We start from the raw sequence: 13,992 nt of genomic DNA, 5'->3' as shown, positions 1-13,992 counted from the left end.
CCGCCGCCTACCGCGCACCATCGGCGACGGTGACGCGGCCTTCCGCGGTGGTGCCGCGGCGGCTCGGATCGTACATGTTCTCGACGAGCGCGGCCGGATGGACGAACTCGCCGGCCGAGACCGCCCGCACGATGTAGGCGAAGCGGCGGATGGCGGTGTCGTCCTTGTCCTTGTCGAAGGCCGCGACGAAGCGGTCGGCGCGGAACTCGACATGCGCGACCTCGCTGGAGAGCTCCAGCCAGTCGAGGCTGGAAACGTCGCCGCCGCGCAGGATCGCCGGATTGTCGATCGAGAAGCCCGCCGGCAGGGGGTCGTCCAGGACGAGCTTGGCCGGCCCGTTGTCGAGGGGCACGACTTCCAGCACCGCGACCAGCCGGTCGCCCTGCGCGATGGTCGCGGGGTCGGCCTCCTCGCCGTCCAGCGTGTAGTAGCGGCGCTCGATGGAGTAGCCGCTGGTTTCCGCCGGCCCGGCGACGGTGGGCACGCCGCGCACGGTGACGGCGGCGCTTTCGGGCGCGTCGTCGCGGTTGGAGACTTCGGGGCCGGCGCGCAGGCTCGCCTCGTCGAAGGAGCCGGACCAGGCGCCGTTCACGTCGCGGCCGGCGACCGTCAGGGCCGGCGGGTCTCGGTCGAGTAGGGCGTGGGCGGCCAGAAGCGACCAGGCATCCTCCTGCGTCGAGGTGTAGCGCGCGTCGCGGCGACCGGCATTGACCGCGTCCACGAGCCCGTTCAGCGACACCCCGTCGACGCCGCTCTCCAGGCCGACGGCGAGGACGCCTGCCTCGTCGCGCAGCTTGGTGCCGTAGTCGCTGCGCGTTTCCGGCCCGGCGCCCGGCGCTTCGGCGTCGCGCACCGCGTCGGACAGGACGCGCTCGGCCCGCACCCGGTCGCCGTAGAAGGCGAGCGCCGCGGCGAGCTGCGCCTTGGCGAGCGGGGTCGGGAAGTTCGACAGCTCGTTCTCGGAGTAGTAGCGCAGGTCGCCGATCGCCGCCCGGCCGTTGCGGGCGAGGACGTAGTAGCTGTAGGCGACCGCCGGCCAGTCCGGCGCGTCGCTGACATAGGCGAGGGAGTTGCGCAGGTTGTCGACGGCGAGCGTGAAGCCCTCCTCCGGAACCTGGTAGCCGGCCTCGCGGGCGCGGGTCAGGAAGTCGGTGACGTAGGCGTCGAGCCAGAGGTCGCCGTAGCCCGGCTCCCACAGGCCGAAGGAGCCGTTGGAGGACTGGTTGGCGAGAACGGCGGTGACGGCCTTCTGCACCCGCTCCCTGACGTCGTCGACGCCTTCCTGGCCGAGACCGGCCGCGACCACCGTCCTGTCGAGGTAGACGAGCGGCATTGCCCGGCTGACGAGCTGCTCGGTGCAGCCGTAGGGGTAGCGGTCGAGCGCGCGTACCACGCCGGCGACGTCGAACTGCGCGGCGCCGGTGACGCTGACGGTCACGGAGCCCGTGCCCGGCTGGAAGTCGGCGAGGATCGCCGGGTCGAGCGACAAGCGCCCGCCGTTCGGCGCGAGCTGGACGATGCTCTTCTCCACCTGCTCGGGCGCATTGGAGCGCACGGGCAGCGTGAAGGTCTTCTCCAGGCGTTCGCCGCCGGGCAGGCTGACGGACAGCCGCATCTCGGCGTCGCCGACGCGCGAGGCGAGGACGGGAACGAGCACGCGGGCGCGCGCCTTTTCCGACACGTCCACCGGATACTGCATGCCGCCGCTGAGCGACACAACGCCCTCCCCGCCGGTGAGGCTCAGCACGGCCTCGCCGGTCGGCCCGTCGACATGGGTGAGATCGACGGCGATGCGGGTCGAGTCGCCGGGGGCGAGGAAGATCGGCCGGCTGACCTCGACCACCACGGGATCGCGCACCAGCATGTCGGCATTCGCTTCGCCGACCGCCGTCTTCGTCCAGGCCAGCGCCATCAGCTTGAGCGAGCCGTTGAAGTCGGGGATCGGCAGCGGCACCGTCGCGGAACCGTCCGGTCCGACGGTGACGACGCCGGAATAAAGCGAGACCAGCTCGTCCATCGGCGGGGGCGCGTCGAGCGAGCCGGAGGCGTCGCCGCCTGAGCGCACGGTGCCGGGCGCGCCCTGCATGCGGTCGATCAGCTTGCCGTAGAGGTCGCGGATCTCGACGCCGAGCCGGCGCTTGCCGAAGTACCAGTCGGAGAGCGACGGCGGCTGGAAGTCGGTGATGTTGAGGATGCCCTGGTCCACCGCCGCGAGCGTGACGTAGGCCTGATCACCCGGCTGGAGGCCGGCGACGCGCACGGTGGCGTCGACGATCTGGCGCGGGCGGATCTCGGCCGGCGCTTCGATCGAGACCTGGAGCTTCTTCTCGGCCGGATCGACGCTGCCGTAGGCGAGCCCGATCGCCCGGCCCGGCATGCGCTTCTCCTCGATGCTCATCGGCCGGAAGGCGGTGGCGAGGACGTAGGCGCCCGGCCCCCATTCGCGGGTGACGGGGAAGGTCACCTCGCCGCCCTCGGCGGGGATGTCCGCGGTCTGGCGGGCGACGACCCCCTCGTCGAGGACGAGCACGTCGACCTTGGCGGCGAAGCGCGGCTCGATGCGCACGCGCGCGGTGTCGCCGATCCTGTAGCTCGGCTTGTCGAGGGAAACGCTGGCGACCTCCGGCGTGTCGATGGCGCGGGCCGCGACGTACCAGCCGGATTCGAAGTCGGCGCTGGCGGGAACGACGTCGCCGCTCGCGGCCTCGACCCGCAGCTCGTACTCGCCCCACTGCGTCGGAACGCTCAGCGCGGCCGGCGCTCCGTCCGAGGGCAGGTCGAGCGCGCCGTCGGCGACGCGCTCGGAGCGGCGCACGACCTCGTAGTTCCAGTCGCCGTTGGCACCGTACCATTGGAAGTCGGTGGTGATCCGGTTCAACGTCCAGCGCGCGCCCGACAGAGCGACGCGCGCGCCGGAAGCGTCGAGCGCGACGACGTCGAAGCCGGCCTCGCCACCCTCGTCGACGGCGCCGTCGAAGCGCGGCTTGATGCCGAGGCGCGGGGCGGCGCCCGCGAGGGCGAGCTGGAGGTCGCGCTCGACCGGTCGGCCGCCCGCGTCGAGAACGCGCACCTGGAGGCTCGCCTGCAGCGGCTTGGTCGTCGACGGCGGCGCGAAGGCGGGAAGGCTCACCTCCGCCTTGCCCTCGGCGTCGAGCTTCACGGTGTCGAAGGGCTGGCGGATCGTCTCGACCGCGTCGTCGGCAAGGCCGAAGCGGTAGCCCTCGAAGCCGGCGAGGCCCGCGGCCTCGCTCACCACCACCTCGCCCTGGACGTCGAGGTTGGCGGCCGGCGCGCCGAAGAGGTAGCGCCCGTCGACGGAGATCGTCGGGGGCGCCTCGGGGTCGAAGGTCTCGCTCGAAGCCGACAGGGTGAAGTCGAGCTTTTCGGGCTGGAAGTCCTCGACGCGCACGCTTGTCTCGGCGACCGCCGGCTGTTCGGGATCGGTGTGGACGGTGAAGCGCCAGGTGCCGCGCTGGGTGCCGGCCGGCAGCGCCGTGTCCCAGGCAAAGCCGCCGGCGCCGCCGTCGGCGAGCTGGCGGCGGCCGAACTCGACACCGTCCGGCCGGGTGACGATGCCGGTCAGCGTCAGGCCATCGACGGCCTCGCCCTTGCCGTCGCGCACGAGGCCGGTGATGTGGGTGGTCTCGCCGGTGCGGTAGATGCCGCGCTCCGGCGTCAGGAAGACGTCGAGCGCGCCGACGGGCGCCCGGCCCTCGACGCCGCGGTCGGTAAGGTCGAAGGGCGCGGCCTCCAGGTCGAGGAAGTTGAAGTCGGCGCCGTTCCTGGCCGCGGTCAGCACCACCGGCCGGTCGCCGCCGGTGCCGCGCAGGAGGCCGGCCGGGATCACCGCCTGCCCCGTCGCATCGGTGGTCGCGGTGGCGAGGATCTGGTTGTTGGCCGCGACCAGCGTGAGTTCCAGGCCTTCGATCGGCTCGGCGGTGCCGAGGAACCGCGAGATGACGTGGAAGCCGTCCGTGCCCGAGAAGGAGGCGAGGCCGATGTCGCTGACGACGAACCATTGCGTCGCCGGCTCGCTGGCGTTGGGCGAGGCGTTCTCGGCGACGGCGGTCAGGACGTAGACGCCGGGCTTGAGGTCGGACACCAGCTCCGCGACGGGAATCGCGGTGGTCACCTCCTCGTTGACGGCGTTGCGCACGCCGACCGTGCCCTTCCAGACGTCCTCGCCGCGCGTGTCGGCGATCGAATCGACGGAATAGGTGTAGAGGCGCGACAGGAAGAGCTTCTCGGCCAGCGTCGAGGCGAGGCCCCGCTCGCCGATGAACTGGACGCGCGCCTTGATCTCGTCGGTGTTGACCGTGGTGACGGGGATCGTCGCGTTGCCGCCCGCCGGCAGGACGTAGGCGGTGGTCGTGAAGCGCACCGAGGGATCGCGGTCGCGGACATAGACGTCGAGGTCGGCCGAGCGGGCGAGCGTTTCGCCATCCTGGGAGGCGATGCCCGAGCGCACCACGACGCGGTAGCGCTCGCCGTGGCGCACGCCGTCGACGCAGAGCTGGCTGCCGCTCGCAGTCACGGGAAGCGTTTCGCCGCCCTGGACGGACAGGTAGTCGCCGGGATTGTCGGAGTTCAGGATCGAGGGCGCGAGCGGGTCGGAGAAACTGACGCAGATCCGGGGATTGGCGGCATTGTTGTCGACCGTGTGCTCCAGGATGCGGAAGCCGTGCTCGGCGACGACGGCGTCGAGCCGCGCCCGGACGTCGGCGTCGTCTGCCACGGCGAGGCTGGCGCGATAGGCCTTGATCGCCGCCTTCCAGCTCGACTGCGCTTCGAGCGAGCGGCCGATGGCGTCGAGCGCTGCGGCCCGCCCGGGCTCGCTCGCGGCGGTGAGATAGGCGTTGATCGCCGCTCCGTCGCGCAGCCGCGCGTTCTCGACCTGCGCTTCGTATTCCTCCGGCTGGTAGGCCAGCGCCGCATCGAAGAGGCCCATCCAGGCGCGGTGCACGAGCGGCTCGCGCTTGGCAGCCTCCAACCAGGCGGTTACGGCGTCGGCCTGCGAGAGCGACGCGCCGGCCCGCTCGGCGAACTGGTCGAGGGTGAGGTCATCGAAAGTCGAGTCACGCGTCGCCTCCGTCAGCTCCAGGCGCAGGCGCTTGGCGGCGTCGCGGCTCGTGCGCGGTAGGAAGTCGAGGTCGGCGTCGCGCCGGTCGAGCGAAGCTTCGTCGGAGACAGCGGCGGTGGCGACGGCGGGACCGGTCGCGACGCGGCCCGATACGGCGCCGGCCACGGGGCGCTCCTCGCCGACCTCGCTCTTCAGGAAGCACCAGCGGCTCTTCTCGTTGAAGGTGAAGGCCGCGCACTTGTTGTCGGCCAGGCACGCCGTCTCGCAGAGGTCGAGATCGACGTCCCGCATGGTCTCGTAGTCGCCGCCGAACAGGTCGGCGCCGGACACGCGCTCCATGCGGCGCAGGATCTCGGAGCCGTCCTGCGCGAGCGCCGCGCCGGGAAGCGCCGCGCCGAGCGCCGTCGCGGCAAGCGCGCCGAGAAGCCAGCGGACGGTTGTCGAGCGAGCCATGGTTCCCCTCCCGGAAGGCATATCGGCCACGCGATTGTGACCCAAGCGCGAGGCGGGCGGAAGGGGTAGCGGCTCCATGTTTCCGCGGTGTGACGTCGATCGCCGCGCGGCGATCGGCCCCTCAGGCCGCCTGCCGCACGCGCCAGGAGAGGCCCGCATCCGGCTGGAACACGCGAACGCCGCCCCCCTCGACGGCCACGTCGCAGAAGATGTCGGACGCCGGCGCGCCGCGCTCCAGCGTGATCGTGTCCTCGTTCACCGGCAGGCCGTAGAAGGCGGGACCGTTGCGCGAGGCGAACCTTTCGAGCCGGTCGAGCGCGCCCTCCTCCTCGAAGACCTGCGCGAGGCAGGCCATGGTCACCGGCGCGTTGAAGACGCCGGCGCAACCGCAGGCGCTTTCCTTGTCGCCGATCGGATGGGGCGCCGAATCGGTGCCGAGGAAGAAGCGCCCTTTTCCCGAGACCGCGGCCCGGCGCAGCGCCAGGCGGTGCTCCTCGCGCTTGGCGATCGGCAGGCAGTAGAGGTGCGGCCGGATGCCGCCCCGGAAGATGTCGGAGCGGTTGATCATCAGGTGGTGTGGCGTGATCGTCGCGCCGATTCGCCCCTCCGCGCCCTCGACATAGGCGACGCCCTCCCGCGTCGTGACGTGCTCCATCACGACGCGCAGGCCGGGAAAGTCGCGGCGCAGCGGAATGAGCACGCGCTCGATGAAGACCGCCTCGCGGTCGAAGATGTCGACCGCTGGGTCCGTCACCTCGCCGTGGACGAGGAGCGGCACGTCGGCAGCCTGCATGGCTTCGAGCACGGGGCGGACCTTGGCGAAATCGCGCACGCCCGCATCCGAGTTGGTCGTTGCGCCGGCGGGGTAAAGTTTCACCGCCGAAAGCTCGCCGGACGCGGCGCCCTCGCCTATATCTCGCGGATCGGTCGTTTCCGTGAGATAAAGCGTCATCAGCGGCTGGAAGACGTGCCCGTCGGGCAGGGCCGCCAGGATCCGGCCGCGATAGGCGCGAAGCTCGGTCATAGTGCGAATGGGCGGCTTGAGGTTCGGCATCACGATGGCGCGGCCGAAGACGGCGCTCGTCAGCGGCAACACGGCCGCGAGCATGGCGCCGTCGCGCAGATGCAGGTGCCAGTCGTCCGGCCGGGCGATCGTCAGCGTGGTCTCGGTCATGGCGAGCTCCGTCTCGTTTCCGGGCGAGGGTTGGACCAAGCATCGGTCCGGCGCAAGGCTGCGGCAGCGGCGGATGGACGGTCGGAACGATGCGGCGGCTACGGACTCTTTTTCTGGGTACTGAGCCGCCTATAAGTGTTTTGTGCATCGCAATGCAGCCGAATATCTGCTACGGCGCCCATGCGAACGATCATTCGTTCGCGAGTGATCGGGATCAGTTCATGCGTCTTCGCTTCATCCGTTTGGCGGCCATCGCCGCTCTGTCGCTGGCTGTTTCCGCCTGTCAGGACGGCGCCGGCGGCGAAGGGGCTGCCGGCGGCGGCGCTGAAGGCGGAGGCGCGCCGCCGCCGTCCCAGGTCGGCGTGATCGAGACCAAGACCGAAGCGCTGCCCGTGATCTCGGAACTGCCCGGCCGCATCGCGCCCACGCGCATCGCCGAGGTGCGCCCGCGCGTCGGCGGCATCGTGGTCCGGCGCGTCTTCGAGCAGGGCACCTTCGTCGAGGAGGGCCAACCCCTCTTCGAGCTCGACAAGGCCACCTATGAGGTCGAGGTCCAGGCCCAGCAGGCGTCGGTCGCCAGCGCCCAGGCCCAGCAGCTCCAGGCCCAGCAGGACTACGACCGCATCAGCCAGCTGGCCCGCAACCGGACCGCCAGCCAGGCCCAGCTCGACACGGCCGAGGCCGCCCTCGCCCAGGCCCGGGCCGGCGTCCTGTCGGCCCAGGCCGCCCAGCGCGCGGCCGAGATCAACCTCGACTACGCGACCGTGCGCGCCCCGATCTCCGGCCGAATCGGCCGGGCGCAGACCACCGAGGGCGCGCTCGTCAGCGAAACCAGCGCCGAGCCGCTCGCGACCATCCAGCAGCTCGATCCGGTCTATGCCGACATCCAGCAACCGGTGTCGCAGCTCCTGCGACTGCGCACGGCGCTGGAGAGCGGGCGGCTGCGCCAGATCGCGCCCGACGTCGCCCAGGTCCGCCTGAAGATGGACGACGGCGCCGACTATCCCGAGCCCGGCAAGCTCCTGTTCGCCGAAGCGACCGTCGACGAGACCAGCGGACAGGTGACGCTGCGCGCCGAGTTCCCGAACCCGAACGGCGACCTCCTGCCCGGCATGTACGTGCGCGTCGCCATCGAGCAGGGCATCGAAGAGAACGCCATCGCTGTTCCGAACCAGGCGGTGCAGCGCGACACCGCCGGCCGTTCGCAGCTCTACATCGTCGACGCCGAGAACAAGGTCGTGGTGCGCAACGTGACGGTCGCCCGCGTCCTCGGCACCCGCTCGGTGATCTCGGAAGGGTTGAAGCCGGGCGAGAAGGTGATCGCCGACGGCTTCCAGAAGACCGGCCCCGGCGCCACCGTCGTGCCCGAGCCCTGGGTCAACCCGCTGACGCAGCCGCCCGCCGCGCCGGCCGCCGACACGCCTGCGCCTGCGCCTGCGCCTGCGCCTGCCGCCGAGGCCAATGCGGCGCCGGCGCCGTCCGCCGACGCCGGCCAAGCCGGCGCGGCCGAAACGACGCCGACCCCGACGCCCGCCCCCGGGCGCGACGTCGCCCAGTCCGAGCAGCCGGCCCGGCCGGTTTCCGGCGGCAGCGCCCAGTAAGGACGGCCCGACCCGATGCCAAGTTTCTTTATCGACCGCCCGATCTTCGCCTGGGTCGTCGCGATCTTCATCGTCCTGGCCGGCGTGATCTCGCTGCCCTCGCTGCCGATCGCCCAGTATCCGAACGTCGCGCCGCCCTCCCTGACGATCTCCACCGCCTATCCCGGCGCCTCGCCGGAGGATCTCTATCTCCAGGTCACGCGGCCGATCGAGGAGGAGCTGAACGGCGTTCCCGGCCTGATCTACTTCGAGTCCACCTCGGACGCGACCGGCGCCGTCCAGATCACCGTGACCTTCCAGGCCGGCACCGACATCAGCCAGGCCGTGGTCGACACGCAGAACCGCCTGCGCCGCGTCGAGGCCTCGCTGCCCGCCGCCGTCAACCAGCAGGGCGTCCTCGTCGAAGAGGCCGGATCGAGCTTCCTCATGGTGGTCGCCCTCACCGGCGACGAGACCGCCAACCTCGATGCCGTCGGCCTCGGCGACTACGTCAGCCGTAACGTCCTCAACGAGATTCGCCGCGTCGACGGCGTCGGCCGGGCCCAGCTCTTCGCCTCCGAGCGCGCCATGCGCATCTGGATCGACCCGGACCGGCTCGTCGGCCTGAGCCTGTCGGTCGCCGACATCACCAACGCCATCCAGGGCCAGAACGCCCAGGTCGCGGCCGGCTCGATCGGCGCCAATCCGAACCCCGTCACCCAGCAGGTGACGGCGACCATCCTCGTCAAGGGTCAGCTCCAGACGCCCGAGGAGTTCGGCCAGATCGTCCTGCGCTCCAATCCCGACGGCTCCCTCGTGCGCCTGTCGGACGTCGCGCGCGTCGAGATCGACGCCGAGGACTACAACTTCAACACCTTCCTCAACGGCCAGCCGAGCGCGGCGGTCGGCGTCCAGCTTTCGCCGACCGGCAACGCGCTCGACGCGGCGACTGGCGTGCGCGAGGTGATGGAAAGCCTGAAGCCGCTCTTCCCGCCGGGGGTGTCCTATTCCATCCCCTACGACACGACGCCCTTCGTGTCGGCCTCGATCGAGAAGGTGATCCACACCCTCCTCGAAGCCGTCGCGCTCGTCTTCGTCGTGATGTTCGTGTTCCTGCAGAACTTCCGCTACACGGTCATTCCGACCCTCGTCGTGCCGATCGCGCTGTCGGGCACGCTGGCGGTGATGCTTGTCGCGGGCTTTTCCATCAACGTCCTCACCATGTTCGCCATGGTGCTTGCGATCGGCATCCTCGTCGACGACGCGATCGTCGTCGTCGAGAACGTCGAGCGCATCATGGCCGAGGAAGGACTGTCGCCGAAGGAGGCGACGAAGAAGGCGATGAGCCAGATCACCGGCGCGGTGATCGGCATCACGCTCGTGCTGTGCGCCGTGTTCGTGCCGCTCGCCTTCTTCCCCGGCTCGGTCGGGGTCATCTACCGTCAGTTCTCGCTGACGATGGTGACGTCGATCCTGTTCTCGGCCTTCCTGGCCTTGTCGCTGACTCCGGCGCTGTGCGGCTCGTTCCTGAAGCCCGTGAAGGCCGGCCACCACCACGGCAAGCGCGGCCCGTTCGGCTGGTTCAACCGCGGCTTCGACTGGACCTCGCATCGCTACAGCCGCGTGGTGCGCGCCACCGCCAGCCGGCCGAAGCGCTTCATGATCGTCTACCTCGCGCTTTTCGCCGGGCTCGGCTGGTTCTACGTCCAGATCCCGACGGCCTTCCTGCCGCAGGAGGACCAGGGCTTCCTGATCTCGTCGTTCCAGGGGCCGTCCGACGCGACCTCCAACCGCATGCGCGCCGTCACCTCCGAGGCCGAGAAGTTCATCCTCGAGCAGCCGGGCGTGAACTCGATGGTGACGATCCAGGGCTTCTCCTTCTCCGGCCAGGGCCAGAACGCCGCCCTCGCCTTCATCACCCTCAAGAATTGGGACGAGCGCGGACCGGCCGAGAGCGCCGACGCCCTGTCGGGCAAGATCACCGGACGCCTCCTGCAGTTCCGCGACGCGATCGCCTTCGCGCTCTCGCCCCCGCCCATCCAGGGCCTCGGCACGACCGGCGGCTTCGAGTTCCGCCTTCAGGACCGCGGCAATCTCGGCACCACGGCGCTGTTCGCCGCGCGCGACCAGCTCCTGGCTGCCGCCGGGCAGAGCCCCATCCTCACCGGCATGCGCTTCGAGGGCCTGCCGCCGGGTCCCCAGATCGCGCTCAACATCGACCGCGAAAAGGCCAACGCCTTCGGCGTCACCTTCGCCGACATCAACTCGACGATCTCGACGAGCCTGGGCTCCAACTACGTCAACGACTTCCCCAATGCCGGCCGCATGCAGCGCGTCACCGTCCAGGCGGACGACCGGGGCCGCATGCGCGTCGAGGACGTGCTGAACCTCAACGTTCGCAACGCCCAGGGCGGCATGGTGCCGATGTCGGCCTTCGCCACCGCCGACTGGACGGTCGGTACCTCGCAGCTCGTCGGCTACAACGGCTATCCGTCCGTCCGCCTCTCGGGCGGCGCGGCGCCGGGCTACTCCTCGGGCGAGGCGATCGCCGAGATGGAGCGGCTCGCGAGCCAGCTTCCCGCCGGCTTCGGGTTCGAGTGGACGGGCCAGTCGCTGCAGGAGATCCAGTCGGGCAACCAGACGCCGTTCCTGATCGGCCTCGCCATCCTCTTCGTCTTCCTGTGCCTCGCGGCGCTCTACGAGAGCTGGGCGATCCCGATCTCGGTCATGCTCGTGGTGCCGCTCGGCGTCATCGGCTGCGTGGCCGCGATCATGCTCCGGGGCCTGTCCAACGACGTCTACTTCACCGTCGGCATCATCACGATCATCGGCCTCTCGGCCAAGAACGCCATCCTGATCGTGGAATTCGCGGTGGAACAGATGGAAGCGGGCAAGGGCCTCCTGGACGCCACCGTCGAGGCCGCGCACCTGCGCTTCCGACCGATCCTGATGACCTCGCTCGCCTTCACCGTCGGCGTCATCCCGATGGCGATCGCGACGGGCGCCTCGGCCGCCAGCCAGAACGCCATCGGCACGGCCGTCGTCGGCGGCATGATCTCGGGAACCTTCCTCGCGATCCTGTTCGTGCCGGTGTTCTTCACCTTCATCATGCGCCTGTCCGGCACCGCCAAGCGGATGGAGAAGACGAAGGCGGCGCCTCCCGCCAAGCCCGGCGGCGGCGAGCCCGCGCCGCAGCCGGCGGAGTGACTCCCGTCCCTGTACCGGAACGCCCGCCGGCTCCGCCCGGCGGGCGCTCGTCGCTTCAGGGTCACGCAACCGTTCCAGCCGCGCGAGTTCCGTTTACGTCAATGCTGGTGTATGCCTCGGCGAGGTCGATGTCTGGGAGGAATCGATGACGATCATGCCGACCACGGCGCAGACGGCCGTGGCCAAGCCTTGGCTTTCCAGCTATCCCGCCGGCATGCCGGCCGAGCTGCCGGACTTTCCCTACCAGTCGCTCGGCGACCTTCTCGACGAGGCCCTCGCCCGCCACGGCCCCATGCCGGCCTTCCGGCTGCTGGGCGCCACCATGACCTATCGCGAGCTCGACGAGGCCTCGCGCGCCTTCGCCGCCTACCTCCAGTCCCTGGGTCTGAAGCCGGGCGACCGCGTCGCCCTGATGATGCCGAACGTCTTCCAGTACCCCGTGGCGGTTGCCGGGGTCGTTCGGGCCGGCCTCGTCGTCGTCAACACCAATCCGCTCTACACCCCGCGCGAGCTCCAGCATCAGCTGACGGATTCGGCCGCGCGCGCCATCGTGATCCTGGAGAACATGGCCGCCACGCTGGAAGCGTGCCGCGCCGCGGTTCCCGTCGAGCACGTCGTCGTCACCGGTCTCGGGGACATGCTGCCGACGCTCAAGGGCGCGATCGTCAACTTCGTGGTGCGACGCGTGAAGAAGCTCGTCCCGCGCTATTCGCTGCCGGGCGCGGTGCGCTTCAAGGACGCTCTGCGGCGCGGCCGGGCCGCGCGCTTCACGCCGGTTCGCCGCGAACTCTCGGACATCGCCGTCCTGCAATATACCGGCGGCACCACGGGCGTGTCGAAGGGCGCGGTGCTGACCAACGCCAACATCGTCGCCAACGTCCTCCAATCGGAGCTGTGGAACGCCCCGGCCCTCGAGAGGAAGCCGGCGGACGAGCAGCTTTCCACCGTTTGCGCGCTGCCGCTCTACCACATCTTCGGCTTCACCGTGAACATGATGCTGTCGATGCGGCAGGGCGGCTGCAACATCCTGATCCCCAATCCGCGCGATATCCCGGCGACTCTGAAGGAGCTGCGCCGCTGGCGCTTCCACTCCTTCCCGGCCGTCAACACGCTGTTCGGCGCCATCGCGCGCCATCCGGACTCGACCAAGATCTACTGGTCGAGCCTGACGCTCTCGGTCGGCGGCGGCATGGCTGTCCAGGCGGCGACGGCAGAGCTCTGGAAGCAGCGCACGGGCTGCGCGATCTGCGAAGGCTACGGCCTGTCGGAAACCAGCCCCTCGGCGAGCTGCAACCCGGTTCTCTCGACCGAATATACCGGCACGATCGGCGTCCCCATTCCTTCGACCGAGTTCCGCATCGTCGACGACGACGGCGTCGGCCTTCCGCTCGGCGAGCGCGGCGAGATCGCGATCCGCGGCCCCCAGGTCATGGCCGGCTACTGGAACCGCCCGGAGGACACCGCCCACGCCTTCACGGCGGACGGCTTCTTCCGCACGGGCGACATCGGCACCATGGACGAGCGCGGCTTCGTGCGGATCGTCGACCGCAAGAAGGACATGATCAACGTGTCCGGCTTCAACGTTTATCCGAACGAGATCGAGGAGATCGTCACCCGCATGCCCGGCATCGTCGAGGCGGCGGCGGTCGGCATTCCCGACGAGAGCTCGGGCGAGGCGGTGAAGCTCGTCCTCGTGCGCAGCGATCCGTCCGTCGACGAGGATCGGGTCAAGGCCTTCTGCCGCGAGCAGCTGACCGGCTACAAGCGCCCGCGCGCCGTCGAGTTCCGCGACGAGCTGCCGAAGACCGGGGTCGGCAAGATCCTCCGCCGCGCGCTGCGCGACTGACGAGGCCGACGCCGCCCTCCCCTTCCCGGCGGGCGGCACCGCTCGGCTTGGACGCGGAGCACCCGACCGCGTCGGCGTGCCGCCCGGCCAAGTCCCGTCCGCCGCACGAATTCTGCCCGCGCTCCTCACGGTAGAAAGGCGGCTGATTGGCGCGCGCTGCGATGTCCGTCCCCATCCGCCTCTCGTGCCGGCCTCGCGCCCGTCTGCCCTTCGCGTCTCCACCGCACGACTGGGTCTTTCCGGCACGCGAATCGTCGGCTAGGCTCCGCGCAACGATGAACGACTGCCGCACAAGGGCTTGGGCGGCACAGGAGCCTTTTTTCGCCGTCATGCAAAAAGGGCTTTTCATTCACGGAACTGTCGCTTATATCCCGCTCACCGACGGCGACGAGCCGCTCGGCAGGTGACGCGGGGTGGAGCAGCCCGGTAGCTCGTCAGGCTCATAACCTGAAGGTCGCAGGTTCAAATCCTGCCCCCGCAACCAACATCGAATGACTGCACAGCCCTGGCTTTGCCGGGGCTTTTGCATTTCTGGACTTCGCCCCTCCAAACCGACGTCTGCCGCTCGATCGACACCACGCGTGGCCCGATCACGCCTCGCGCGGCACTCCTCCTTGGCCCGTCGCAAACACGAACGAAAAGCGTTCGCCAA

5 protein-coding genes and 1 tRNA gene are annotated in these 13,992 nt (G+C 70.1%); 4 read left to right on the top strand and 2 right to left on the bottom strand.

Going from position 1 to position 13,992, the window contains the following annotated elements; genetic code table 11:
* Nucleotides 1-7: 7 nt before the first annotated feature.
* Nucleotides 8-5,533, bottom strand: a complete 5,526-nt coding sequence (locus FZN60_RS11280) for an alpha-2-macroglobulin family protein (protein ID WP_158873590.1) — start codon at nucleotides 5,531-5,533, stop codon at nucleotides 8-10.
* A 121-nt stretch (nucleotides 5,534-5,654) separates the two neighbouring features.
* The gene (pyrC, locus tag FZN60_RS11275; RefSeq protein ID WP_158873589.1) at nucleotides 5,655-6,707 is read right to left on the bottom strand and encodes a dihydroorotase; all 1,053 of its coding nucleotides are present in this window, start codon (nucleotides 6,705-6,707) and stop codon (nucleotides 5,655-5,657) included.
* Nucleotides 6,708-6,928: 221 nt separating this feature from the next.
* Between pyrC and FZN60_RS11270 the strand changes: the two genes are divergently transcribed.
* From FZN60_RS11270 to FZN60_RS11255, 4 genes are all read left to right on the top strand, one after another.
* Nucleotides 6,929-8,308 (top strand): efflux RND transporter periplasmic adaptor subunit, encoded by a 1,380-nt coding sequence (locus FZN60_RS11270; protein WP_158873588.1) that lies wholly within the window; start codon nucleotides 6,929-6,931, stop codon nucleotides 8,306-8,308.
* A gap of 15 nt (nucleotides 8,309-8,323) precedes the next feature.
* A complete protein-coding gene (locus tag FZN60_RS11265; RefSeq protein ID WP_158873587.1) occupies nucleotides 8,324-11,494 on the top strand; it encodes a multidrug efflux RND transporter permease subunit in 3,171 nt (1,056 codons plus the stop codon).
* Nucleotides 11,495-11,639: 145 nt separating this feature from the next.
* On the top strand, nucleotides 11,640-13,340 hold the full coding sequence (locus tag FZN60_RS11260) for a long-chain-fatty-acid--CoA ligase (protein WP_304505854.1): 1,701 nt from the start codon (nucleotides 11,640-11,642) through the stop codon (nucleotides 13,338-13,340).
* Nucleotides 13,341-13,747: 407 nt separating this feature from the next.
* Nucleotides 13,748-13,824 (top strand) — tRNA-Met (locus FZN60_RS11255).
* Nucleotides 13,825-13,992 lie beyond the last annotated feature (168 nt).

Source organism: Antarcticirhabdus aurantiaca, assembly GCF_009765365.1.
Taxonomy (GTDB): domain Bacteria; phylum Pseudomonadota; class Alphaproteobacteria; order Rhizobiales; family Rhizobiaceae; genus Antarcticirhabdus; species Antarcticirhabdus aurantiaca.
The sequence above is the reverse complement of the archived record's forward strand: the minus strand, read 5'-3'. Positions and strand labels throughout refer to the sequence as shown.